This window comes from Mucilaginibacter kameinonensis, assembly GCF_003675385.1.
GTDB lineage: Bacteria > Bacteroidota > Bacteroidia > Sphingobacteriales > Sphingobacteriaceae > Mucilaginibacter > Mucilaginibacter kameinonensis.
Genome location: NZ_RCWZ01000003.1, coordinates 121,896 through 145,773, shown reverse-complemented (window position 1 = coordinate 145,773; position 23,878 = coordinate 121,896). Strand labels below are relative to the sequence as shown.

The following is a 23,878-nucleotide window of genomic DNA, read 5'->3' as shown; positions in this document are numbered from 1 at the left end:
GGGATTGCTTCATGCCTCGCAATGACGCCTTTTAAATATATACTCGCTAAAACGATTTTATGATCAATATTTACAAATTGAAAGAACTATTCTTACTCATAGCCTCCATGCTACTGTTGTTCAACGCAACATCGGCCCAGGAGATATTTTACCTGAACAATACCAACAAACAAATAACCTGGAAAGTAAAGGCGCAGACTGATCTCGGAGCCGATAGTCTTGATATCTATAAAAATGGCTACGCAACTACAGATTGGGTAAAGGCAATTGTTCCGGGTACCGTATTTTCATCGTACGTTGCTGCCGGCTTGGAGAAAGATCCCAATTTTGGTGATAATATTTATAAAGTTGATAAAAAGAAATACGACCGCAATTTCTGGTATCGTACAGAGTTTAATGTCCCCGCCAATTTTACCAGACAAAAGATCTGGCTCAACTTTAAGGGGATAAATCGTAAAGCCGAGATCTACCTTAACGGAAAAAAGATTGGCAGTTTGGATGGTTTTATGCAACGCGGCATGTATGATGTAACTAAACTGGTTAGTAAAACCGGTGCCAATACATTAGCCGTTCTGGTTTATTGTCCGCTAAATCCCTTGGTAAATTACGCAAGCCCAACTTATATCCCCAGCGCCAGCTGGGATTGGATGCCTTATGTGCCCGGCCTCAACAGTGGCATTACCGATGATGTATACCTGACCAATACCGGAAGCCTTACCATTAATGATCCCTGGATCCGCACGGATGTGCCAACTACCGCCCGTGCCGAAGTATCTGTTTCCCTCGGGGTAAAAAATAGTACTGATGCTTTTCAAACGGGCGTGTTAACAGGCGTTATTAATCCGGGGAATATACAGTTTACGCAAAAGGTATTTGTCGGGGCTAATAGTAACGCAGAGATCAGGATCGATCCTAAGCATTTTTCGCAGTTGATAATTAACGGCCCCAAGTTATGGTGGCCAAATGGTTACGGCGATGCCAACCTGTACACTTGTAATTTAAGCCTAAAGCTTGGTGATGATATTTCTGATACTAAACAGATCAAATTTGGTGTTAAAAAGTACAGCTACGATACCGTTGGTCATGTTTTGCATTTATATGTGAACGGTACAAAAGTGTTTTTAAAAGGTGGCAACTGGGGCATGGCCGAATACATGCTGCGTTGCCGTGGCGCTGAGTATGATACTAAAGTGCGCCTCCATAAAGAGATGAACTTTAACATTATCCGTAACTGGATTGGCTCGACAACCGATGAAGAATTTTATGATGCCTGCGATAGATACGGTATTATGGTTTGGGATGATTTCTGGCTTAATTCTATCCCTAACTTACCTAATGATGTAAATACTTTTAACGCCAATGCCATCGAAAAAATAAAACGGTTCAGGAATCACCCTTCAATTGCCATTTGGTGCGGTGATAATGAGGGTGAACCTTTGCCGCCGCTTAATAATTGGCTCCGGGAGGATATCAGCGCTTACGATGGAAATGATAGGTATTATCAGCCGAATTCTCATGCCGGTAACCTGACAGGCAGCGGCCCTTGGACTAACTTTGATCCGCGCTGGTACTTTAGTCGTTTTCCTAACGGTTTTGGTGGTAACCAGGGTTGGGGTTTGCGGACTGAGATAGGTACCGCGGTATTTACCAATCTCGATAGCTTTAAAAAATTTATGCCGAAGGATAAATGGTGGCCTCGAAACGAGATGTGGAATTTGCATTTCTTTGGCCCATCGGCAGGCAATGCCGGGCCCGACAGGTACGATGATGGGATTAAAAACCGCTACGGCGCAGCTTTGGGTATTGAAGATTATTGCCGTAAAGCGCAGTTGCTGAACATCGAAACCAATAAGGCTATGTACGAGGGCTGGGAAGATAACATTTGGGAGGATGCTTCCGGCATCATGACCTGGATGAGCCAATCGGCGTACCCCTCATTAGTGTGGCAAACCTATGATTACTACTACGATTTAACCGGTGCTTACTGGGGAGCAAAAAAAGCTTGCGAGCCATTGCATATTCAATGGAATCCGGTAAATAACGCAATCAAGGTAATAAACACCACCCGTAACGACGGAAATGCTCTGACGGCATACGCCGACGTTTATAACAGTGATGGGCAGATCGTAAAACAATATAGCCTGTCAAAAACTATTGATGCTCCATCAAATACTGCCCTAAACTGCTTTACTATACCTTTTGCAGATAACCGCGAAAACCTGGCATTAAACAAGCCTGCTTTTGCATCATCAACTACAATGGGCGAGGCTGGTTCTGTAACGGATGGTAATTCAGGCAGCAGGTGGGCCAGTAACTCCAACGATGCCGAATGGATTTATATTGATCTTGGCAAGGAGCAGGAGATCAATGGTGCTAAGCTGAACTGGGAAGAGGCTTATGGCAAAGCTTTCAAGATCCAGGTTTCTGATGATACTAAAAGCTGGAAAGATGTTTACGAAAGCGGCGACGGCCATGTTGGCGTGCAGCAAATTACTTTTGATGAAGTAAAAGGCCGATACGTGCGCATGTACGGGCTTCAACGCGGATCGGGCTGGGGATATTCGCTTTGGGATTTTGAGGTGTACGGTGGTGCTCCTAAAAGTAGCGGCCTTACCGATGTTCATTTTATTAAACTGAGATTGATAGATAAAAATAGGAAACTGGTATCGGATAATTTTTACTGGCGAGGTAATAAGCGGACGGATTTCACCGCCCTTAATCAACTGCCAAAAGTTAACCTGAAAGTATCATCAGTCATAAAACAAATTAATGGCAAGTATTATGTAGATGCAAAGATCAGTAACCCATCGTCGTCAAAGGCGGCTGCTTTTGCCATTCGAGTACAGGCTACTAAAGTGAGTACCGGCGAACAGATCTTACCGGCCATTATGAGTGATAATTATTTTTCGCTCATGAAAGGCGAATCAAAGGATATCAGGATAGAATTTGACGCGGCATTGTTGGGTAAGGATCAGCTGAAGTTATTGGTGGAGCCGTATAACAATCCGGTTAGGATAGAAAATAAATAATAAGCCTTTGGTACATTGAAGTTTTAAACTAATTTACCGGTCCAATTAACACACAAACCTGCACAATGGATACCAAACCTAAATTTACCGAACGTAAGTTCCTTGTTGTACTTATTTTTGTTACCTCGTTATTTATGCTCTGGGGGATAGCCATGACCCTCGGCGATACTTTGAACAAGCACTTTCAGAATGTATTGCACGTTTCCAAGTCGCGCTCTGCTTATGTGCAGCTATCATTATTTGGCGCATATGCCGTAATGGGCATCCCGGCTGGTATGTTCATGAAAAAATTCGGCTATAAAAATGGCGTGCTTTTAGGTCTCGGACTTTATGCTGCAGGCGCATTTCTGTTTGTTCCGGCGGCCGATGCTAAATCGTTTGACTTCTTCCGGATCGCGTTATTTGTACTTGCCTGTGGCCTGGCGACACTGGAAACTGTGGCCCATCCCTTTGTTGCCTCGCTTGGTGATCAGCGTACCAGCGATCAGCGTATCAATTTCTCGCAAGCCTTCAATGGCGTGGGCGGTGTGATTGGTCCGCTGTTGGGCGGTTATTTTGTTTTAAAAGGAGGGCAGGAACATTCCAACGACCTGATATCGGTAAAGCATCTGTATATTGTAATAGGCGCGGTGATAGCATTAGTGGGCGTAGCATTTTCATTTTTAAAAGTTCCGCCATTGCAGGATCCGCATGTAGTGGCTACAGATTCATACGCTGTTGCCGGTGAGGGACACGTTCAGGAGAGCCTGTTCAAGAAAAAGCATTTTGTTTTTGCTGCTATAGCTCAGTTGTTTAACGTAGCTGCCCAAGGCGGTACATGGGCATTTTTCATTAACTACGGCCATGAGATCATGCACCTGACAGATGAGCATGCTGGTTATTATTTTTCGTTAAGTATGGTGATGATGATGGTCGGCCGTTTTATTGGCACCTTCCTGATGCGTTACATAGCGCCCAATAAATTGCTGTCGATATTTGCGCTGGGCAATATCCTGATGTGTATCATTGTGGCGCAAGGTTTTGGCGTGGTTTCGTTTGTTGCATTGCTGTTTATCAACTTCTTTTTTAGTATTATGTTCCCGACCATATTCAGTCTTGGGTTGAAAAATTTAGGCGCGCAAACCCAAAACGCATCCTCATTTATTGTAATGGGCGTTGTCGGGGGCGGGTTATTTCCGCCTATTATGGGCTTAATCGCTAATCATAATGTAGCTACAGCTTATTACCTGCCTATCATTTGTTATACGGTGATATTTTTATTCGGTATCAGTTATCCGAAGCTTAACAAGCAAGGTGTATAATCAAAGTAGCTTAATCGATTTATTTTTATATTTTGGCCAATAATAGCTCAATAATCTATGGTTATTGAGCTATTATATTTTATATTTGATTTTAGCCAATTTTTAGCCGAGTGAAAAAACTATCGATTGTTGATATAGCCAATGAATTAAAGGTTTCTAAAACCACGGTATCATTTATACTGAATGGCCGGGCCAAGGAAAAGCGGATAGGTGAGGACCTGGTGGAGCGTGTTACCAAATACGTTGAAGAGGTGGGTTATAAACCCAACTCGCTGGCTAAAAGTTTGCGCACGGGTAAGTCAAATACCATTGGCCTAATGGTTGAAGATATTTCAAACCCATTTTTTGCCAGCATTGCCCGGCTTATTGAGGACAGGGCTTATAAAAACGGCTACAAAATAATTTATTGCAGCACCGATAATGATACCCAAAAAACCAAGGAGCTGATCAATATGTTCCGCGATAGGCATGTGGATGGTTATATTATCGCCCCGCCGGAGGGTATTGAGGACGATGTGGAACAACTGCTGAAAGATGGTTTGCCCGTGGTGATGTTTGACAGGCATTTACCTAAAGTAAATACCGATTATGTTGAAATTGACAACCTTTTCAGTACTTACAACGCCACTCGGCATTTAATACAACAGGGTTATAAAAATATTGCCTTTGTTACGTTTGCCTCTTCGCAAACACAAATGATGGCCCGCGTGCAAGGGTATAAGGATGCCCTGAAGGAGAGCCGTTTTACACCGGTAGTTAAAGAAATAGTTTTTAACCAGGACGAAGAAATGATCATTAAGCCAATGACAGCCTTTTTCAAAAAGCACAAGGACCTCGACGCGGTAGTTTTTGGCACTAACCATGTAGGTACATGCGGGTTAAAGATATTTAGTACGCTGGGTGTAAAAGTACCTGATGATATGGCCGTTATCTCCTTTGATGATTATGACGTTTTTAAGCTGTACTCGCCCCCGGTAACCGCTATTGCTCAGCCGGTTGATGAAATTGCTGATAATGTGATCACAGTTTTGCTCAAAAAGCTTAATACAAAAGGAGTTAGTACAGCTTCGCATTCTATAATTCTTAAAACCAATCTACAGATCAGGGGCTCGTCGTCCGGTTTAAAAGATTGATTAATTTTAAAAGAACCATATATTAGCAGGCGTAAGTGATACACTTGCCGAGGATAGGTTTTCTGTAACCGGGCATCCTTTTATTATCTTTAATAAAAATTTACTGTTATGACACGGGCTTTTATTATAAAAAATAAGGCAAGATTGGTCTTGGCCTTAGCTGTGCTCACAGCCATGCTTTTATTGGCTAACTGGAATGGCCGGGACAATGTAAGGGCGTTAGATAAAACGCTGACTTCCATTATGAATGACCGTTTGCTACCGGCTACCTTTGTACATGAAATAAGCAACAGGCTTTATGAAAATAAACTGACTGCAGCGGCATCGGCCCCGGATGCCCAGGCTAAAATCAGTAGTAATTATGCCGCTATAGAAGCACTGGCGAAAAAATATGAAGCTACTCAATTAACGAAGGAAGAATCGGTAAAGTGGAAGGCTTTCCGCATTCAATTGAATAACCTTAGAAAGCAGGAAGCGGACAAAAATAACGCGGAGTATGTTTTTACCCAGGCGCTTAAATCACTCGATCAGCTGATAGCGATACAGGTTGGTGAGAGTAGCCGTTTGCTGCAAAGCGGACAAAGGAACGTGAGCTCAAGCATACTGACTGCCAACTTTGGTGTTGTAGTTTGCATTTTACTTGGATTGTTTATCATGGTACTGCTAAGTGCCAGGGAACAGATGATATTACGGCAGGATGAACGGCATTTGATGAATTAAAACTTCGTAAGTCTTTGATTACAACTTTTAAAAATCGTCATTGCTGTACGAAGCAATCGCGAACTATACAGGGCGAACCTGCTAATCGGGGATTGCTTCGTTCCTCGCAATGACGATCGGAGATTTTCTTAAATAACCATCACATTCTCACCGCCTTTAAGCATGTATGTTTTTGACCTCCATACAAAAATACCGGATGTGCGCTGCGGTAAATTGATCTTTATTCTCCACTTGTTGTTTTCCAGAGCGTAACTCACTGCAACCTTTCCGTTGGGGTGAGGGATCTCGCCGCTTACCTTGGTTATCAATCCCAGATGTGGTTCAATCTTTATCTTACTAAATCCCGGCGAATAGCTATCGATGCCTAAAACTGTTCTGAAAAATTCGATGTTGGGACTACTGCCCCAGGCATGGCAGTCCGAACGGCTGTATTTAAGATCTGAATATTCGGCCCAGGTGGTTAGCCCCATTTTAATGTTTTCGCGCCAGATATCCAGCCAGTTCATATAGTCATCACCCAAACCGCCTTTTACCAACGCCTGGTGCAGGTAATATTTAAAATAAATGGTGCATTGGGTTAAGGAGGTGTCGCTCAATAATCTTTTAGACAATGCGGGGAGATCTGTATTTTTTACCGTACCGGTAAGTATCGCTAAGGAATTAGCATGTTGTGAAAAATGGTCTTTGTCTTTGGTATCGGCGTAAAGCATTTTCGCCGGGTCCCAATATTTACGTTGAATGGTTTGTTTAAGCTTAGCAGCCTGTTTGTTGTACATAGCGGCATAATCTCGCAGCCCTATTTTCGCTTCCATAGCGGCGGCCCATTGGTAGGCCCACAATAGTTGCAGGTCAATAATTGCCGAACTGCCATCTGTGCCTTTTGGGGGTGATCCAATTTCCCAGTTTTTGCCGCTGGCCCAATCCACAAACGTCCAGTAAGGAGTATTTTTTAATGAGCCATCGGCTTGCTGATATTGACTGAAGAATTTTAATACAGCCCTTTCGCCCTCCAGTTTATCCTTAATAAAAGTGCTGTCGCCGCGGTACATCCAATAGTCATGCAGCATGCCTATGTACCATAACGAAAAAGTTGAAATGATTTGGGTATCATGAGTAGGGTAGCGGCTTTGTGTAACCCCTTCGGCCAAACGCGAATGGTCCATCAGGTTAATGGCGTTGCGGGCTAGGCGGTCGTCGCCACTGTAATAGTAAGAAATCATGGCCTGGATACGGGTATCACCGATGTATTGTAGCTGTTCGTAATACGGGCAATCGGTATAAGTTTCAACGGCGTTTAACCGGGCGGTGCGCCAGCCAATATCAAGGATTTGTTTTATCTCCTTGTTATCGGTATTGAAAACGGCAGTTTGCTTAAAGGGATATCCTGTAAAAGTGCCGTACAGATCGTTGATAACCAAGGGTTCGTTTTGGGTATGCACAATTAAACGGATGTAACGAAAAGTGCGGAAATTGAGCGTAGTGTATGATTGCCCTTTGTCGCCATTGGAGATCAGGCTATCTTTTCTGCCCGAAAAATCTTTCCCTTCCACATCATTGCGGTTACCTTTCCGCATGTTGTATTTGCTTAAATTATCAAAAAGCGATTCTGCATAGCTTAAGGAGATACCGGCATCTTTTCCTCCGCTGAAGTTAATAGTAGGGTAAGCATTTGTAAGATGTACTTGATCAAGCAGCATAGTTACCGTAGTGTTAGCAGGAATGGTTAATGGTGCTTTGGTGCCCGGAAAAGTTGGGGGAATATCCATTCCGGTGGCTTTACGTACGATTGGGATCCGTTCATAGATCAACTCCCGTTGTGGAATTGATGAAGGCACCAATTGCCATCCGAAACCATCCCATTGCCCTTTCAATTGCCCGCCGAAAAGATTAGCTGCTTTAGGCCAGCTACTATCATCAAAGTCTGGCGCATACCAATTCATGATTGATCTATTCAGATCCACCATCTCCCCGGTACTGGCGGCAAAATAGCCCCAGATGGGTTGATACCCTCTGTTCTGTGTGCTTTTCCAGGTGTTGTTGGTATTCAGGATTTCTTCGGCAGCAGTGCTGCCTTGAATAATAAATGCTGTACGTACACTGATTTGGGCTTCCGGACGGTATTGGGCTTCGTTCCATACTAAAGCAGCCACCGTATTTTTACCGGCTACGAGATACGGTGCAAGGTCGACAGTCTCATAGTTCCAATAAAAGGTATCACCGCGGGCCGGTCCGAGCGATACTAATGTGCCATTTACATAAAGCTTATATCGGTTATCGGCCGATACATTGACAATAAACTTTGCCGGTTTATTAGTGAGCTCAATGTTTTTGCGGAAGTAGTAAACACCATATTCGTTCCCGGTTATAGCAGGCATGGAGATCCATTGCGCGTTCCATGTCCGTTCATCCGGTGGCTGAACCGGTCGGGCATTGCTGTTGTGCGCTAAAAGTTGAATTGCAGCTGATAAAATTGAAAGTAGAAAACGTTTCATGCAGATTTAATTGGTTTGTTGGTGATGGCTCAGGTTGGTTTTACCTGTATGTTTAAATCATAAAATTGGTTCGACTAATATAATTAAATCGATTTAGCATTTTGTCATAATTTTTGATTTTTTTATGTTTATAGAGTTGATTCGGATACATTTTTTATTGCGAAACTAATGCAGTAGAACTGCATCATCAGGTTGGGTATTAAGGAAACTAAATCCTTAACTCTTAGTAAAACCACCCGATGAAGTATATATTTGTTTAAACCTGCCAATTACATCTATGAAAAAAATAATCCTGCTCCTGCTTTCATTTTATTGTATTAGTAAGGGAGTGGCCCAAACCACAGCTCAGCCGCTTATTATACAGGGAAAGCTTACCAATTCTGCCGAAAAGATGTTAAAGATCTTTTTTGAGGACATTAACGGAAAACTTGTTATGGATACGATCAGGCTTAATGCCGCGGGCGAATTTTATTTGAAAACTTATAAGATAGCTAAACCGCAGCGTACCAGTATCCAGCAAAATAATACGCAGATCAATCGCATCTATGTGGCTCCGGGCTATTACCTCCGGATAACTGGGGATGCCTCTGATTATACCAGCCTGTCAAAAACTAAAAAGATTACCGGAGTAGGTGCGCGAAGTAGCCAATACCGGGTAAAAATGGATTCGATCATAGCGGTACGGGATGATAAGACCGCATGGTTTGATTTGAAGACAGATGAATTGATACAGTTCCTTAAAAAATCAAAAACGGTGGAAGATTCAGTATTAAATGTAGTATTTAAGGAACCCGCAATGGGAGATAAATATCTCAATACATTTAAGAAAATAATTGAACTGGATAATCAAAGCATGAGCTTTTACATGCTGCTTCAGCATCTTGACCTGGTTAAATACAATGCAACGCAGACGCGTGAACTGGTAACGAAAAATACGCCACCGGCATTTTTAAATGGTGTATCACATGATGAGTATTTAGTATCAGAAGATTATAAATCATGGGTATTGCCGCTTTACTATGCTTATGAACAACGCCTGGATTTGCTGCGCGATTCGGCGTCTGTAAAGAAGCCCGGTTATACCCTTGAAAAAATCAAACAACTTTTTACCGGAAAAGTCAGGGACTTTTATCTTAACCGTTTTGTTGAAAAGAGAATAGGTGGATCTAATTCTATAGAGCAGTTAATTGCAACTCAAAAGGAAATGCAGACATTTATCAATGCAATTAGCAGCCCTGTTTTAAAGAAGAACCTTGCCAATAATTTTATCGAAAAGAAGCAGCAGTTAATGCAGGTACAAATTGGAAAACCCGCTCCGGCCTTTACTTTACCCAGTAACTATGGCAAGATTTTTAACCTGGCCGATTTTAAAGGAAAAGTTATCTATATTGACCTTTGGGCAAGCTGGTGCGGGCCATGCCGCCAGGAGATGCCTGCATATAAAAAACTAAGCGATAAGTTTAAAACTAATCGGCAGGTAGCTTTTGTAAGTATTGCTGTGCACGACGGAGAAAAGGAGTGGAGGAACGCCCTCAAAGAAGAAAAGCCCGACTGGTTGCAACTTTATGATAACGAAGGCACGGTGGCGCAGGCTTACGTGGCTAATGCTATTCCAAAATATATACTCATTGATAAAGAGGGTAAAATGCTCAGCTTTGATGCCCCTAAGCCGGGCAGTGTTCAGGCCGAACAGTTAATCAATGATGCTATAGCAAAGCCATAATGTGTTTATGCTTTAACCAGGGCATATGATGCCAGCTCGGCCTTCAGGCTTTTGATCATGATCTGCATTGGTTTGGTGCTGTTTAACACCCTGCAGATGGCATTGCCTCCCTCTATCGAAAGCATCATCCGTGTAGCAAATTCGCTTGGGTTTATGGCGTTTGAGAGCTCGCCGTTTTTAATCCCTTCTTTAAGAACATTGGTAATAGTAGTTATGGCTGTAGTAACCATTTCTTTTATCTTGCTTTTGATGGCAGGATTGGTATCATCAGTTTCTGTAGAAAAGTTTACGATAGGGCAACCGCCTTCAATATAACTGTTAAGCGGGTTTTTGCTGTTATCCAAAACCGCGCCGATTTTAGCAATCGCAGTTTTGTGTTTATTTATGGTGTTGTTCCTTCGGTCGTTTAACCTGCCTAAAAGGTAGTCGACAGCAGCTTGTGCCAGCTCATCTTTGCTTTCAAAGTGACCGTAAAAACATCCCTTGCTGGTATTAGCAACCTCAAGAACATCATCAACTGATGTTCCGGCAATTCCCCTCTCATTAAACAGAATTGCTGCCTGCTCAATAATGAATTGCCTTTTTTGCTCCCCTTTATTCATTTTTAATTATTTATTATGCAAATATAGACTAAATGGTTTAAAAAAGTAAAGCGGCGTAATCCTTAGCTTAAATGAGGCTGGGAGTTTGTTTTGTTGTAATGTTCTGTAAAATAGTCTGTTGTGTATTAGTTAATTAGAGGGGAATACTGTTGCTGCTTGATTTTTTTACACTGATTTTATTAAAGTTCGTGTTAATACAGCTACTAAATTAATGATTGACATAGCAATGTAATTATCGTTAAAAGTAGACTAAATAGTTTTATTTAATAAACCGTTTAGTCTACTTTTGTTTACCGGTAATAAAGAAACACACAATTAACACTCTTTGATTTTAATCAAATTTTAATACTCAGTTATGAAACTTATAAAGGAACATCACAGGGGCATCAGCACTGTTTTAGCGTTCGCGCTGATCCCGCTTTCGGGCTTTGCCACTGATATCTATATACCGTCCCTGCCATCAATGGCGCGTGAACTGGCTGTAAATAATTCGGCCGTTCAGCTTTCGCTTATCGCTTTTATGATCAGTTCGGGCGTTAGTCAGCTGTTTGTAGGTAGTTTGCTTGATAGCTTTGGCCGCTATCGTATCGGTACAATTTCTCTGTTGGTATTCGCGCTGGCGAGTTTCACCATAGCTGTTTCTCATAACATTAACGTTATTTATGCTATGCGTGTTTTGCAGGGTATTACGGTCGCGCTTATAGTAGTAGGGAAAAGGGCATACTTTGTAGATATGTACTCCGGCGAACAGCTTAAGCATTACACCAGTCTTTTCTCTATCATTTGGGCTACGGCTCCCATTGTAGCGCCATTTATCGGCGGTTATCTTGAAGCTGCTTTTGGCTGGCAATCAAATTTCTTTTTCCTTGGGATAGCTACACTATCGCTCCTGGTTTTGGAACTCATGTACGGTGGCGAATCGCTGAAAAATTATCATCCGTTTAAGGCAAAAAGTATTTTGCAGGTTTATGTTTCTACCATTAAAACCTTTGATTTTTCCTTAGGCCTGATCCTGATCTCCTTAAGTTACGCTATGCTGGTAGTGTACGGCATGAGTAGTCCTTTTATAATCGAGCATGTATTTCATTTTTCGCCTGTGGTAACGGGCTATTGTTCGCTGCTTTCGGGAGTATCACTTATGGCAGGTGGGATCATCTCCAAAACACTCATTAAAAAGCCGCTTGTTAAAAAGGTATCAGTAGCGCTTGCTTTACAGTTAGGCTTTGCCGCTCTAATGGTCTTCACAGCAGGGGTTAAAACAAATTTATTTACGCTGATGGCATTCACTGCTTTAGTTCACCTTTTATCGGGCTTTATATTCAATAATATATTTGCTTACTGTTTAGGGCGTTTCTCTAAAAACGCGGGCATTGCAAGCGGTGTAACCGGTGGGTCGCTTTACATCGTAACTTCATTTTTTAGCTACGGAATCGTGAACCTTATGGCTATTAAAAATCAACAGTTATTAGGAACCGCTTATTTATCCTTTGCGATATTAGCTGTTATTACGCTGGTTCTTTTTATCAGGGCAAGGGCTTCGCACCAAAAACAACAAGAGGCGGCCGTTATTTTAGCAGCAGAAGTTGCGGTATAAGTAGTAGGTTGCGCTAAGAAATATTCAAAGCCGGTAAATATTTTACCGGCTTTTTTATGTTGAGGCTATTTTATCGTATTTGTTTTTCTCAACCCTCTTGTTACCAAAAACATAGCAATGGCTGTTAAGCCGATAGATATCGCAGCGCTTTTGGATACTGCACCTAAAATTGCCGTCGATCCTCTGGCGGCCATGGCGCCAAAAACGGCTACGCCTATAGCCCCGGCTGTTTGCCTTGATGTATTTAATATAGCCGAGGCCGTACCCGACAGGGTTTTATCTACGCTTGATAAGATACCGTTAATCATAGCCGGTACAGCAAGACCCATTCCCATCGGAATGACCAGGAAAGGCAGAAATAATTGTAGATAGGGGGTATGTTCGTGAGCTATGAATAAACCGGCAAATCCGGCTGCAAACATAGTGAGCCCAATAATTATAGGTTTTTGGATACCGTAACGATTAATTACCCGGCTGCTGATAACGTTGGATATAACAAAACCTATGGTAAGCGGCAGGAATGCAAAACCGGCAGTAAGTGAAGGGTAATTAAGTACTTTTTGCAAATACAGGCTCAGGATAAAAACAGTACCGTAATAAGAGCCATTTAAAACGGCGCCCAGCACTAAAAGTGAGTTAAATTTTCCCGACTTAAACAAATGAAACGGTAACATGGGGTGAGCAACTTTGTGCTCGATCCATAAGAAAACACCGAGTAGTACTAAACTTAATATCAATCCGCCCCAGATCATTACATTATTGAATCCAAGTCTTGGTACTTCGATAATTACGCTGATTAATGTGGTTACCGATAGCATCCAGGTAAATTGCCCTGCAAGGTCAAAGCTTTTTTTGTTTGTTTTAGCCGTTTGCTCCATTTTGAAACTCAGGATATAACCAATAATGCAAATGGGAATATTGACGATAAAAATATAGCGCCAGCTGCTAAATGCTATCAGTAAGCCACCAATGGTTGGTCCCGCTGCAAGGGCGGCACTTCCTGCTGCTGTCCATAAGCCTACGGCGCGGGTGCGGAGTTGTGGTGTATGGGCAAACTGATGATTAAGTAGCGCGAGTGAACTTGGGATCATCATGGCCGCGCCGATACCCTGCGCAATTCTGAAAATAATAAGCGTAAGCGCGTCTGGTGCCAACCCGCAACCCGCCGATGCAATACCGAAAATGATCAGGCCTATCTGGAAAATCCTTTTTGATCCTAACAGATCGCTTAGGCTTCCTGCCGATAGCATTAGCACGGCAAAAGCAAGTGTATAGGAATCAATAACCCATTGCAATGTGCTGATGCCGGCGTGATATGCTTTGGCTATTTCTGGTAAGGCAATATTGACGATGGAAACATCAAGCTGAGCTACTACAAAAGCGAGACTGGTAGTTAATACCGCCCAGCCAAAGCCCGGAGGGTTTGTGCGTGTTTTTTGATTCATAAGAAGCCGCCAAAGTTAAGGATCAATTTGCACCGGGAATGGTACTATTCAACGGTTTGTTAGAATAGGATGTTTATTGACCCTTACGTGACTTATGATGAATAGGCTTGAACTTTATGTATTGGAGGCTATAAGAGTGTATTAAATAATATAATTAACGGGGGATTATTCTGAATTCATTGGTTCCTCGTATCCGTTCCAATTCAATGCCCGCAGGAAAATTCAGGTAAGGAATAATAGCTTTATCATAGTTGGCTATAGTATTTACGGCGTAAATCATCGTATTGTTTGGGTCATCAACATAATCCTGATCTTCGGTGCCGGAGAAGAAACGCCAGCCGCTATCGTGCTCGTAATCGGCGTTTTCCCGGTACATATAATCAACAGGTAAGCCGTCTACAGTAATTTTATCAGTGGCAAGGCAGCCGCCCATCGGCCCAATCAATTGCTTTATTTCTTCTGGTTTTAACTTGAAGTTTTTAATCATAACTTATAATAAAACCCATCCCGGTATAAATACGAGGATGGGTTTTAGTGCTAAATTACTTTATTTCTCCCGCTTCAAAAAGCTCATCCAAACGCTGGTGCGAATCATTAACGCCGCGTTCCATGCCCGATTGCAGCATGCCGTCACGATCGGCTACAGATTGAAAAACGGATTGGACGGTTACCCTTGTGCGGTTATCGGGCAAGGCCTCAAACCGGGTTGTTTCAAGGGTTACATGGCCGCTTTCGGGTAAGCCTTCAAACTCAAATGTTTGAATAATGCGCTCCAGAGCTGTTACGTCATGTATCACCCCATGAAAACCATAATCGTTACCGGCCGGGTCGGTGTGAATGTAGCGGTAAGCGCCTCCGCTGCGACAGTCATATTTGTCTATGCGCATTTTAAGGTTGCGCGGGCCCAGCCATCTTACAATAAGGTCAGGATCTGTAAACGCCCTGAAAACAAGTTCGCGTGGAGCTTCAAATTCGCGGGTTATAAAAAGCTCCTGTTTGCCTGGTTCGGCCTTAATGCCGGTTTGATTTTTTGTGGTGATCATGGTGTTTTTTATTTAGGTGATTGGTTAATCATTGTCATAAGCTTCCTGCAAAAGCTTGATATCCATTTTGGTCATCTGCATCATGGCTGCCATAACCCTTTTTGCTTTTTCAGGATTTTCGTTGTTGTAAAGTAATTCGCTCATCACTTCCGGAACAATTTGCCAGGTAACGCCAAATTTATCGTCAAGCCAGCCGCATTGATTGGTTTTGCCGCCGTTGGCAGGCAAAGCCTCCCACAGGTAGTCAATTTCTTCCTGGTTTTTGCAGTTAATGTAAAATGAAGTAGCCGGCGAAAAATTGAACATCGGTCCGCCGTCCAAAGCTAAAAACTCCTGATCTTCTATCCGGAATGTACCTACTAACATTTTACGGCCATTGCCTGGGTCGGTAAGGGAACTTAACTCACTTTCTGAATTTTTAAATACCGAAGTGTAAAATTTCAATGCCTCCTCAAGGTTGCCATTAAACCATAAAAAAGGAGTTACTTTCTGGGTTGCTTTAAATGTTGCCATTGGTTTTTGTTTTTATTGGTTAAAATTTGTTGCTTTTGATATCTCAAAGTTACCGGCATCATCAGGGGTTAATAGGGTGCAAAAACGACGAGATAAGAGGGCGATAGCGACAAATTGATTTTTATCTTCCCGGCATTTTGCTCATATCCATATGCAGTACATTCCAGCTGTGCCCATCAGGATCGGTAAACAGGCATCCGTACATCCAGCCGTCCATCTCGCGGGGTTTGTGGTTGCTTTTGCCGCCAGCATCAACGGCTTTTTGTGCCAGTTGGTCAACCTCCTCCTTGCTTTCCGCATCGATAGAGAGCAGGACTTCAACTCCTTTTGTGGTATCCGCAAGACCGCAATTTTCGACAAAGCCCTTAAAGGTAGCTTCATCAAAAAGCATAACGATAACGTCTTTTTCGCCAACTTGCATAGCTGCAGAATTTGGGCCGTTCCCAAATTGCGAATTAAACCGGAAGCCGAGTTTGCTGAAAAACTCTTTTGATACATTTACATCCTTTACAGGCAGGTTGATCCAGAATTGCTTTGTCATAATTGATTATTTTAAAGGTTTATCATTGTTTTTTAATTCTTCAAGCAGAGTGTCAAGGGCGTCAAATTTTTCTTCCCAAACCTTACGGTAACGTTCAACCCATTGGGCTACTTCATTAAGCTGTTTCAACCGTGGCTCGCAATATCTTTCGCGGCCTCGTTTTTTAATGGCGATGAGGCCGCATTCGGTCAGGATTTTTATATGCTGCGATATGGCCGGACGGCTCACCTCAAAATTATCTGCTATTGCATTCAGGTTCATGGGCTTAAACGCTATCAGGTTAATGATATCTCTGCGGGTTGGATCGGCAATGGCCTGAAAAACGTCTCGTCTCATCTGCGTTAATATTGATATGTAAGTGATTGCTTACAAATTTATATGTAAGCAATCACTTACGCAAGTTTTTCAGAATATTTTTTTCGATAATAATTACATACAGATGGACATGTTTAGTTTCTCAAAAAAACATCAGCTTAATGTTAACCCTGTAAAAAAATAAAATATTGGTTATGAATATCTTATGGGTGTTATATTTGAAAAGTGTTAAGTCGTGTTAACCCTGTTTACATACGTTTGCCAAGGGTGTAAATACCCCTCCTGTATGATTCTCAAAAAAATCATCATCTTTGTAGCAGATAATATATCCTTACAATATGCTGTTTGAACAAATAAGCCAAAAGCCGTTCTTTATTCTGGGTCCTTGTGTAATGGAAAACCAGGAGTTACTATATACCGTTGCCGAAAAGGTTGCCGAAATAGGGCAGAAGTATAATGTGCCGGTGATCTTTAAATCATCATTTGATAAAGCCAATCGTACATCAATTCACTCTTATCGCGGACCGGGTTTAGAAAAAGGTATGGAAATGCTGATGAATGTTAAGCAGCGTTTTGGTTTGCCTGTTACTACAGATATTCACGAGCCATTTCAGGCGGCTATTGTTGCTGAGGTTGCTGATATATTGCAGATTCCCGCATTTTTATGCCGCCAGACAGACCTTTTGGTAGCTGCTGCCGAAACCGGCAAGATAGTTAACGTAAAAAAAGCCCAGTTCCTTTCAGGGCATGATATGTTTTACCCGGCTCAAAAAGTTATTGAAGCAGGTAACAACCAGGTAATATTAACCGAACGCGGTAACATGTACGGTTATAATAATTTAGCTGTCGATTTCAGGAATATTTATGATATGAAGGCATTCGGTCACCCTGTTTGTATGGATTGTACGCACTCGGTACAACGTCCGGGTGGTGCAGGTGGCAAAACCGGTGGCGACCGTACTTTTGTACCGATGATGGCCCTGGCTGCCAAAGCCTTTGGTGCCGACGGATATTTCATGGAAGCCCATCCCGATCCTGATAATGCCCTGAGTGATGGCCCAAACATGGTTAAGCTTCATGACCTGGAGAAAACTATAATTCCGTTGATCGGGTAATTTTTGTTTGAGTATCCGGATCTATGAAAGATATTGCGAAAAGGGTTTTTGATATTGAAATTGAATCGCTGCAGCATGTGGCCGGTTTAATTGACGATACTTTTGCGGCGGCTGTTGATGCAATTCTTCAATCAACCGGTAAGCTTGTAGTTATTGGCATTGGTAAATCCGGTCTTATTGGTAAAAAGATAGCGGCTACATTGGCCAGCACCGGTACGCCAAGTTTCTTTTTGCACCCGGGGGAAGCATTTCATGGAGATTTGGGTATGGTTAGTTCCAATGACGCCGTTTTGCTGATTTCCTATTCGGGTGAAACCGATGAGGTGCTCAAGCTTATACCATATTTAAAGTGGAACAAGAATGTAATGATAGGCATCACCGGTAATCCGGCTTCAACGGTTGCTAAAAACTGCAACTATCATTTAAATATAAAAATTGAGCGGGAGGCTTGCCCGCTCGAGCTGGCACCTACTTCATCAACCACGGCGGCTTTAGTTATGGGCGATGCGCTGGCTATTGCCCTTATGGAATCGCGGAATTTTCAACAGCATGATTTTGCCCGTTTTCACCCCGGAGGTAGTTTGGGGCGTAAATTGCTGGTAAAAGTTAGAGACCTGATGCGCATCGATAAACTACCTTTTATCAATGAAGATGCCTCGTTTATGGATCTGTTATTACGCATGTCGGAAGGCAGGTTGGGCATGGTTATGGTAGGTGACGCGTCCCGGATAAACGGAGTAGTGACAGATGGCGATCTCAGGAGGGCCTTACTTAAGCACCCGGATACTACAACTCTATCTATCCCCGAAATTATGACCGTGAACCCGGTTATAATTGACGAAGAGGAGTTTGTAGGTTACGCCGAACAGCTAATGCTTGAAAAAAAGATTACTACGCTGTTGGTGGGCTCTGCCGAAGAAAAATCAATATCTGGTGTTTACCAGATCTATAACGCATAAACCCGGTTTTAAATAGCTTTGCTTGTTTAGCGTTAGATTGGGAATAACTGATTCTGATAATATTTAGTTAACTTTACCGGTATCTATAATCTTCTACCGTACTAAATAAATGTCTGATCAATCAAACCCGATCACCAATAAATTCCTGGCACCTGCAAATATCCATATTGCAATAATTGGCCTCGGCTACGTTGGGCTGCCTCTTGCAGTTGAATTTGCAAAAAAATATCCCGTAAAAGGTTTTGATATCAAACAAAGCCGGGTTGACGAGCTGAGCAATGCTTTTGACCGTACCCTTGAAACCAGCACTGAAGAACTATCTGCAGTTTTGGCTTTAAAGGAGCAAGGCAAGGGCCTTACTTTTACATCAAATTTAGCGGATATTGCTTCCTGCAATGTTTATATCGTTTCTGTACCTACGCCTACAGACCAGCATAACCGGCCGGATCTGAGCCTGCTTATCAGGGCAAGTAAGTCGATAGCAAGCGTATTGAAAAGGGGAGATGTGGTTATTTATGAATCTACCGTATATCCCGGGGTAACCGAAGAGGTTTGTGTTCCTGTTCTACAAAAAGAATCAGGACTGTTATTCAACAGCGATTTTTTTGCGGGGTACTCGCCAGAACGCATAAATCCGGGCGATAAGGTTCATACCCTTACTAATATTTTAAAAGTAACGTCAGGCTCTACACCAGAAGCTGCCGATTTTATCGATAGTCTGTATCAAACCATCGTAATGGCCGGAACACACAAGGCTCCCGCTATTAAGGTTGCCGAAGCTTGTAAAGTAATAGAAAACTCGCAGCGCGATATCAATATCGCTTTCGTAAACGAGCTGGCTAAAATATTCAATATCATGGATATTGATACCCATGCGGTACTGGCTGCAGCGGGTACAAAATGGAATTTCCTGAATTTTAAACCCGGTCTTGTAGGCGGGCATTGCACAGGTGTTGATCCTTATTACCTTGCGGCAAAAGCGCAGCAAATGGGCTATCACCCTGAAATTATATTGGCGGGCCGAAGACTTAATGACGGTATGGGTACCTACGTAGCGCTTGAGGTTATTAAGCTGATGGTTAAGAATGATATTTCGGTTAAAAACTCAAAGATCTTGGTGCTTGGATTTACCTTTAAGGAAAATTGCCCCGATGTACGTAATACCAGGGTAATTGATATTATTAAAGGCTTTGATGGTTTTGATGCAACCTGCGAAATATATGACCCCTGGGCCGATCCTGAAGAAGTAAAAAGGGAATACGGGATCTCTACATTGAAAAACTACGATGAGTTAACCGGTGCTTATGACGCTATAGTTATGGCTGTGGCGCACCAGGAGTTTTATGATATCGACTATCTGGCTTTAAAACATACTTCGTCATCAATAATTTACGATATAAAAGGCATTTTAAACAAAGATGTTGTAAACGGACGGTTGTAAATGTTTTTTATACAATTATTTTTTCATATAAAATTTCACTTTTTCTCACTCTTAACAGAGAATTCATTTTGAATAAATTTCTTAATTTCTAATTTTGTGGCTGTCAAAATAATACATTCGTAACTGTGTCTCCATTTAATTATGACATTGTTATTTATGAATAATTATAGTAATTTTAACAGGTTGCATACTACATAAGCCCATATACATGATTCACAGATACGCTACTTTTATTAAAGCAGTGAACCTTACCATCGATTATATTATACTTAATATGAGCATGGTAATTTCTTACTTCATCGAAGACCGCTCATACATTTTTTGGATTAACAACAGGAAATATCTACCTATTGTGCTGGTTTTCAATTTGATTTGGCTCCTGTCTGCAAACATTACCGGCTTGTATGAACATGTACTCAATAAAGATTCAATTAAAACTTATCGGGGCGTAATTAAAACTTACCTGTTGTTTGTAAGCTTTATCTGCTTCACTATCATTATATTAATTGGAACCAACGCTTATTTTATAACACGCGAATACCTCTTTTATTCGCTGGCGTTATTTGGTTTCCTTCTCGGCTTGTGGAAGTTAATATTCCTGAGTATCCGTAAAAGCGACCGTGCAACCCTTATTGATACACGTACCGTTATTATTATAGGTGGCGGCCGCATCGGGTCGGATTTGTACAGCTTTTTCAAGCAAAACCCAGAGCGTGGCTATAACCTTCTCGGATTTTTTGATGATGGTTCGAGTAGTGTTTTGGATAAAAGCCTTTATTTGGGCGGCACCAATGATTGTATAAGCTACGTGCTGAATAACAAGGTTGACGAAATATTTTGTACGCTTCCTAACTCTGAGGCTACAAAAATTGAGCAACTCATGCTTGACGCCGACAAAAACCTCATCAGGTTTAAGTTTGTACCCGAGTATTATGATTACGCAAAAAAGCCAACCTTTATACAGAGCTTTGGGCACATTCCCATCATTTCGGTAAGGCCCGAACCTTTGGAGAATATGCTGAACCGCTCTATCAAACGCTTGTTTGATATCTGCTTTTCGATATTTGTTATCCTGTTTATTTTTAGTTGGCTATTCCCGATCCTGGCTATTATTATTAAGCTCGAATCAAAAGGGCCTATCTTCTTTGTACAGGAACGTTCAGGAAGGGATAATAAGCCGTTTAAGTGCTATAAATTCCGTAGTATGCGGGTTAACCATGATTCGGATAAAAAACAGGCCACACGCGGCGATTCGCGCATAACCAAGTCCGGGGCTTTCATCCGTAAAACAAGTATCGACGAATTACCTCAATTCTTTAACGTGATATTGGGTAACATGTCTATAGTTGGTCCAAGGCCGCACATGATCAGCCATACCCAGCAATATTCACAGCTGATTGATACTTTCATGGTAAGACATTTCCTTAAACCAGGTATTACCGGTTGGGCGCAGGTTTCGGGCCTAAGGGGCGAAACACAAACTACCCAGGCTATGCTTGAGCGTGTTGAGGCCGATGTTTGGTATCTTGAAAACTGGTCGTTCCTATTGGATATGAAGATCATATTCTTAACCGTCTGGAACGTGTTTAAAGGCGAGAAGAACGCGTTTTAATATTATTTCCTGATTGGGGAGCCGGAAAGGCTTCTTATAGTCAAAATGCCGTGTCAGTTAAGCTTAATAGCTAATGATTGACACGGCATTTTAATTATTTTCATCTGATAGCAGGGATTGATGTTAGGCGAGGCTTTTTTTAGTTAATTGTGCTTAGTAGGGATTATTAACGGCTGACGAGGTTTATGCTCGTTTTTGCATACGATTAATTAGCGTCGAGTAGCCGATAAAAGTAGCGCTGAAAAATTAATTCCTACTAAATGAGGATGATAGCAAAAAAATGAAAATTATGTTTTTAAGTTTATAATTAAACGCTATCTTTGCAGCCTGTTAAATCAGAAACGCGGAAGTGGCGTAATTGGTAGCCGCACCAGACTTAGGATCTGGCGCTTCACGGCGTGGGGGTTCGAGTCCCTTCTTCCGCACAGCATGCAAAAACCCGGTCAATTCTGATCGGGTTTTTTTGTTTATAGTTCAGATCGCGTTTTCTTAAAAATGGCCAGAACAGAATCCAATATGACATCAGGATTCTGCATTTGCTTTATATGATCGATTACCGCATCATAGGCGATATGACTTTTTAGAAATTCCTCACCCAAATTGGTGACAGCGTATTGGATAGGGTGCCCGAAGCCATTAATTATTGAAAAATATACTAATTTACTATCGACTAAATTAGACACACTTTTCCCCTCATTTCCTGGGAAATCACACCGGTCTAATCGAAGCCCTAAATTTCTGGGATTATTCATACCTGTTTTAGCTATCAGTAATAGAACCAATTGATCTCTGATAGATGGTGTATTTAAATCAGCAAGAGAGCATTTGTCTTCAAATTCAGGAGGAGGGCAACTGGTAACAATATTTGCTTTGTTTTCATTGCCGGAGTTTTTACCTTTTAGAAAATCGAATATTCCCATCTTTTACTGTAGGCATAATAAATTTAGATAAAGCTAATACTTCATCTGTAATAGTTATATCACCCGATAATAAATCACATCCTTTTGAGTCTGATAACATAGTAATAAACGTCTGCCGACAAGGGCTTACATGGTTGTTAGAGTATTTGAATGATATTCAAAACATTCACCTGTTTGAAAAACGTAAGTTTTGGTTTGAATATCGTAATTGAAAAAGTATCAGATGCGCGATATTCATATTGGATTTTTTAAGCTAAATTTACTGTACCAATTATTGCATCATGATCAATATTACTGTAAACGGGCAACACCACGAGGTAGATGCTGACCCCAATATGCCGCTGCTGTGGGTTATTAGGGATATTCTTGGTTTAACAGGCACCAAGTACGGGTGTGGGGCTGCGCAATGCGGTGCTTGTACAATTCACCTTAATGGTGAGGCGGTACGGTCATGCGTAACCAAGTTAAACCGCGCCGCCGGCCAGCGTATTGTAACTATCGAAGGGCTTTCGGCAAACAATGATCATCCGTTACAATTGGCCTGGAATGAACTGAATGTTCCGCAGTGTGGGTACTGCCAGTCCGGGCAGATCATGTCTGGCGCGATATTACTGCGCGAAAACTCAAACCCATCCGATCAGGATATCGATGATGCTATGTCTGGTAATATCTGTCGTTGTGGTACATACCAACGTATCAGGGCTGCGATCCATAAGGCTGCCGCAATGCAGACGGAAGGAGCCAAGCTATGAAAAAACTGATCGTCATTATCCTGCTTGCATCAGTCACAGGTATGGTCACGTTATCATTTCGGCCCGAAACTGTAAAAACTGATAAATATCTGATTTCACCAAAAGACAGTGTTGGCTCAGTAAAGGCCTTTATGTCTGTTTATACCGTATTAAAAAGTGCTCGCTGTATGAATTGTCATCCCGCCGGCGATTCACCATTACAGGGTGATGATAGCCATATCCATACCATGAATGTAAAACGCGGTGCGGATGGGAAGGGGCTTTATTCGGTACGTTGCAGTAATTGCCACCAGGCCGAAAATACAGCAGGCTTACACATGCCTCCCGGAAATCCAAAATGGGGGTTGCCACCGGCCAATATGCGTATGGTATTCCAGGGGCGTACACCTCGTCAATTGGCCTTGCAATTGTTGGATCCCAAACAAAACGGTGGCCGTACAAAAGCACAACTGATTGAGCATATGGCTCATGATGACCTTGTTGGCTGGGCCTGGCATCCGGGTGACGGCCGTACCTTGCCGCCAATGAGCAGACCGGCTTTTGCAGCCCAGGTGCGTTTATGGATAGCCAAGGGTGGATATGCCCCTTCGGCTAAAGCAAAATAAAATTTTGAACGAATTAGAGTAGC

Annotated in this window: 21 protein-coding genes and 1 tRNA gene; 13 read left to right on the top strand and 9 right to left on the bottom strand. The window is 42.2% G+C overall.

Features of this window, described 5'->3' with window-relative positions; all coding sequences use genetic code 11:
• Nucleotides 1-59 precede the first annotated feature (59 nt).
• The 4 genes from EAH55_RS13695 (at nt 60) to EAH55_RS13680 (ending at nt 6,183) form a co-directional block, all read left to right on the top strand.
• On the top strand, nt 60-3,029 hold the full coding sequence (locus tag EAH55_RS13695) for a discoidin domain-containing protein (protein WP_121810160.1): 2,970 nt from the start codon (nt 60-62) through the stop codon (nt 3,027-3,029).
• A 65-nt stretch (nt 3,030-3,094) separates the two neighbouring features.
• Nucleotides 3,095-4,330, top strand: coding sequence for an L-fucose:H+ symporter permease (gene fucP, locus EAH55_RS13690; protein WP_112570445.1), 1,236 nt, complete (start codon nt 3,095-3,097; stop codon nt 4,328-4,330).
• Nucleotides 4,331-4,440: 110 nt separating this feature from the next.
• The gene (locus tag EAH55_RS13685; protein ID WP_112570447.1) at nt 4,441-5,463 is read left to right on the top strand and encodes a LacI family DNA-binding transcriptional regulator; all 1,023 of its coding nucleotides are present in this window, start codon (nt 4,441-4,443) and stop codon (nt 5,461-5,463) included.
• 108 nt (nt 5,464-5,571) lie between these two features.
• Nucleotides 5,572-6,183 carry an MCP four helix bundle domain-containing protein gene (locus EAH55_RS13680; protein ID WP_121810159.1) on the top strand — a complete coding sequence of 204 codons (612 nt, stop codon included), beginning with the start codon at nt 5,572-5,574 and terminating at the stop codon, nt 6,181-6,183.
• Between the two features lie 128 nt (nt 6,184-6,311).
• Here EAH55_RS13680 and EAH55_RS13675 read toward each other — a convergent pair whose 3' ends face one another.
• On the bottom strand, nt 6,312-8,675 hold the full coding sequence (locus tag EAH55_RS13675) for an alpha-L-rhamnosidase-related protein (RefSeq protein ID WP_121810158.1): 2,364 nt from the start codon (nt 8,673-8,675) through the stop codon (nt 6,312-6,314).
• Between the two features lie 277 nt (nt 8,676-8,952).
• Between EAH55_RS13675 and EAH55_RS13670 the strand changes: the two genes are divergently transcribed.
• Complete coding sequence (locus EAH55_RS13670; protein WP_121810157.1) at nt 8,953-10,398, top strand: TlpA family protein disulfide reductase; 1,446 nt, start codon at nt 8,953-8,955, stop codon at nt 10,396-10,398.
• Nucleotides 10,399-10,403: 5 nt separating this feature from the next.
• Here EAH55_RS13670 and EAH55_RS13665 read toward each other — a convergent pair whose 3' ends face one another.
• Complete coding sequence (locus EAH55_RS13665; protein ID WP_121810156.1) at nt 10,404-11,000, bottom strand: TetR/AcrR family transcriptional regulator; 597 nt, start codon at nt 10,998-11,000, stop codon at nt 10,404-10,406.
• A 355-nt stretch (nt 11,001-11,355) separates the two neighbouring features.
• On the opposite strand from EAH55_RS13665, the gene EAH55_RS13660 reads away from it, so the two are divergent.
• Nucleotides 11,356-12,594, top strand: a complete 1,239-nt coding sequence (locus tag EAH55_RS13660) for an MFS transporter (protein ID WP_121810155.1) — start codon at nt 11,356-11,358, stop codon at nt 12,592-12,594.
• Nucleotides 12,595-12,659: 65 nt separating this feature from the next.
• Here EAH55_RS13660 and EAH55_RS13655 read toward each other — a convergent pair whose 3' ends face one another.
• The 6 genes from EAH55_RS13655 to EAH55_RS13630 form a co-directional block, all read right to left on the bottom strand.
• Nucleotides 12,660-14,039, bottom strand: coding sequence for an MFS transporter (locus EAH55_RS13655; RefSeq protein WP_121810154.1), 1,380 nt, complete (start codon nt 14,037-14,039; stop codon nt 12,660-12,662).
• A gap of 154 nt (nt 14,040-14,193) precedes the next feature.
• Nucleotides 14,194-14,526 carry a DUF2185 domain-containing protein gene (locus EAH55_RS13650; RefSeq protein WP_121810153.1) on the bottom strand — a complete coding sequence of 111 codons (333 nt, stop codon included), beginning with the start codon at nt 14,524-14,526 and terminating at the stop codon, nt 14,194-14,196.
• Nucleotides 14,527-14,581: 55 nt separating this feature from the next.
• Nucleotides 14,582-15,082, bottom strand: a complete 501-nt coding sequence (locus EAH55_RS13645) for an SRPBCC family protein (protein ID WP_121810152.1) — start codon at nt 15,080-15,082, stop codon at nt 14,582-14,584.
• A 24-nt stretch (nt 15,083-15,106) separates the two neighbouring features.
• Nucleotides 15,107-15,595, bottom strand: a complete 489-nt coding sequence (locus tag EAH55_RS13640) for a VOC family protein (RefSeq protein ID WP_121810151.1) — start codon at nt 15,593-15,595, stop codon at nt 15,107-15,109.
• A 121-nt stretch (nt 15,596-15,716) separates the two neighbouring features.
• On the bottom strand, nt 15,717-16,136 hold the full coding sequence (locus EAH55_RS13635; RefSeq protein WP_121810150.1) for a VOC family protein: 420 nt from the start codon (nt 16,134-16,136) through the stop codon (nt 15,717-15,719).
• Between the two features lie 6 nt (nt 16,137-16,142).
• On the bottom strand, nt 16,143-16,472 hold the full coding sequence (locus tag EAH55_RS13630) for an ArsR/SmtB family transcription factor (protein ID WP_121810149.1): 330 nt from the start codon (nt 16,470-16,472) through the stop codon (nt 16,143-16,145).
• A 317-nt stretch (nt 16,473-16,789) separates the two neighbouring features.
• Here EAH55_RS13630 and kdsA point away from each other — a divergent pair, with 317 nt between their 5' ends.
• The 5 genes from kdsA to EAH55_RS13605 all read left to right on the top strand — a co-directional run bounded on the left by kdsA (nt 16,790) and on the right by EAH55_RS13605 (nt 22,003).
• Nucleotides 16,790-17,566: a 3-deoxy-8-phosphooctulonate synthase gene (kdsA, locus tag EAH55_RS13625; protein WP_114938094.1), complete on the top strand. Its 777-nt coding sequence runs from the start codon at nt 16,790-16,792 to the stop codon at nt 17,564-17,566.
• Nucleotides 17,567-17,589: 23 nt separating this feature from the next.
• Complete coding sequence (locus tag EAH55_RS13620) at nt 17,590-18,525, top strand: KpsF/GutQ family sugar-phosphate isomerase (RefSeq protein ID WP_121810148.1); 936 nt, start codon at nt 17,590-17,592, stop codon at nt 18,523-18,525.
• A 109-nt stretch (nt 18,526-18,634) separates the two neighbouring features.
• Nucleotides 18,635-19,966 carry a nucleotide sugar dehydrogenase gene (locus EAH55_RS13615; protein WP_121810147.1) on the top strand — a complete coding sequence of 444 codons (1,332 nt, stop codon included), beginning with the start codon at nt 18,635-18,637 and terminating at the stop codon, nt 19,964-19,966.
• A 208-nt stretch (nt 19,967-20,174) separates the two neighbouring features.
• Nucleotides 20,175-21,578, top strand: coding sequence for an undecaprenyl-phosphate glucose phosphotransferase (locus tag EAH55_RS13610; RefSeq protein WP_121810146.1), 1,404 nt, complete (start codon nt 20,175-20,177; stop codon nt 21,576-21,578).
• 343 nt (nt 21,579-21,921) lie between these two features.
• Nucleotides 21,922-22,003: transfer RNA gene (locus EAH55_RS13605), tRNA-Leu, on the top strand.
• A gap of 42 nt (nt 22,004-22,045) precedes the next feature.
• Here the strand turns inward: EAH55_RS13605 and EAH55_RS13600 are convergent.
• Entirely contained in the window at nt 22,046-22,498 is a 453-nt protein-coding gene (locus EAH55_RS13600) for a hypothetical protein (RefSeq protein ID WP_121810145.1), read from the bottom strand.
• Between the two features lie 281 nt (nt 22,499-22,779).
• Here EAH55_RS13600 and EAH55_RS13595 point away from each other — a divergent pair, with 281 nt between their 5' ends.
• Together EAH55_RS13595 and EAH55_RS13590 are read left to right on the top strand one after the other, a co-directional pair.
• Nucleotides 22,780-23,250: a (2Fe-2S)-binding protein gene (locus EAH55_RS13595; RefSeq protein WP_121810144.1), complete on the top strand. Its 471-nt coding sequence runs from the start codon at nt 22,780-22,782 to the stop codon at nt 23,248-23,250.
• Nucleotides 23,247-23,855, top strand: coding sequence for a c-type cytochrome (locus EAH55_RS13590; RefSeq protein ID WP_121810143.1), 609 nt, complete (start codon nt 23,247-23,249; stop codon nt 23,853-23,855). Before EAH55_RS13595 ends, EAH55_RS13590 begins: the two co-directional genes overlap by 4 nt.
• The last annotated feature ends 23 nt before the right edge of the window (nt 23,856-23,878 follow it).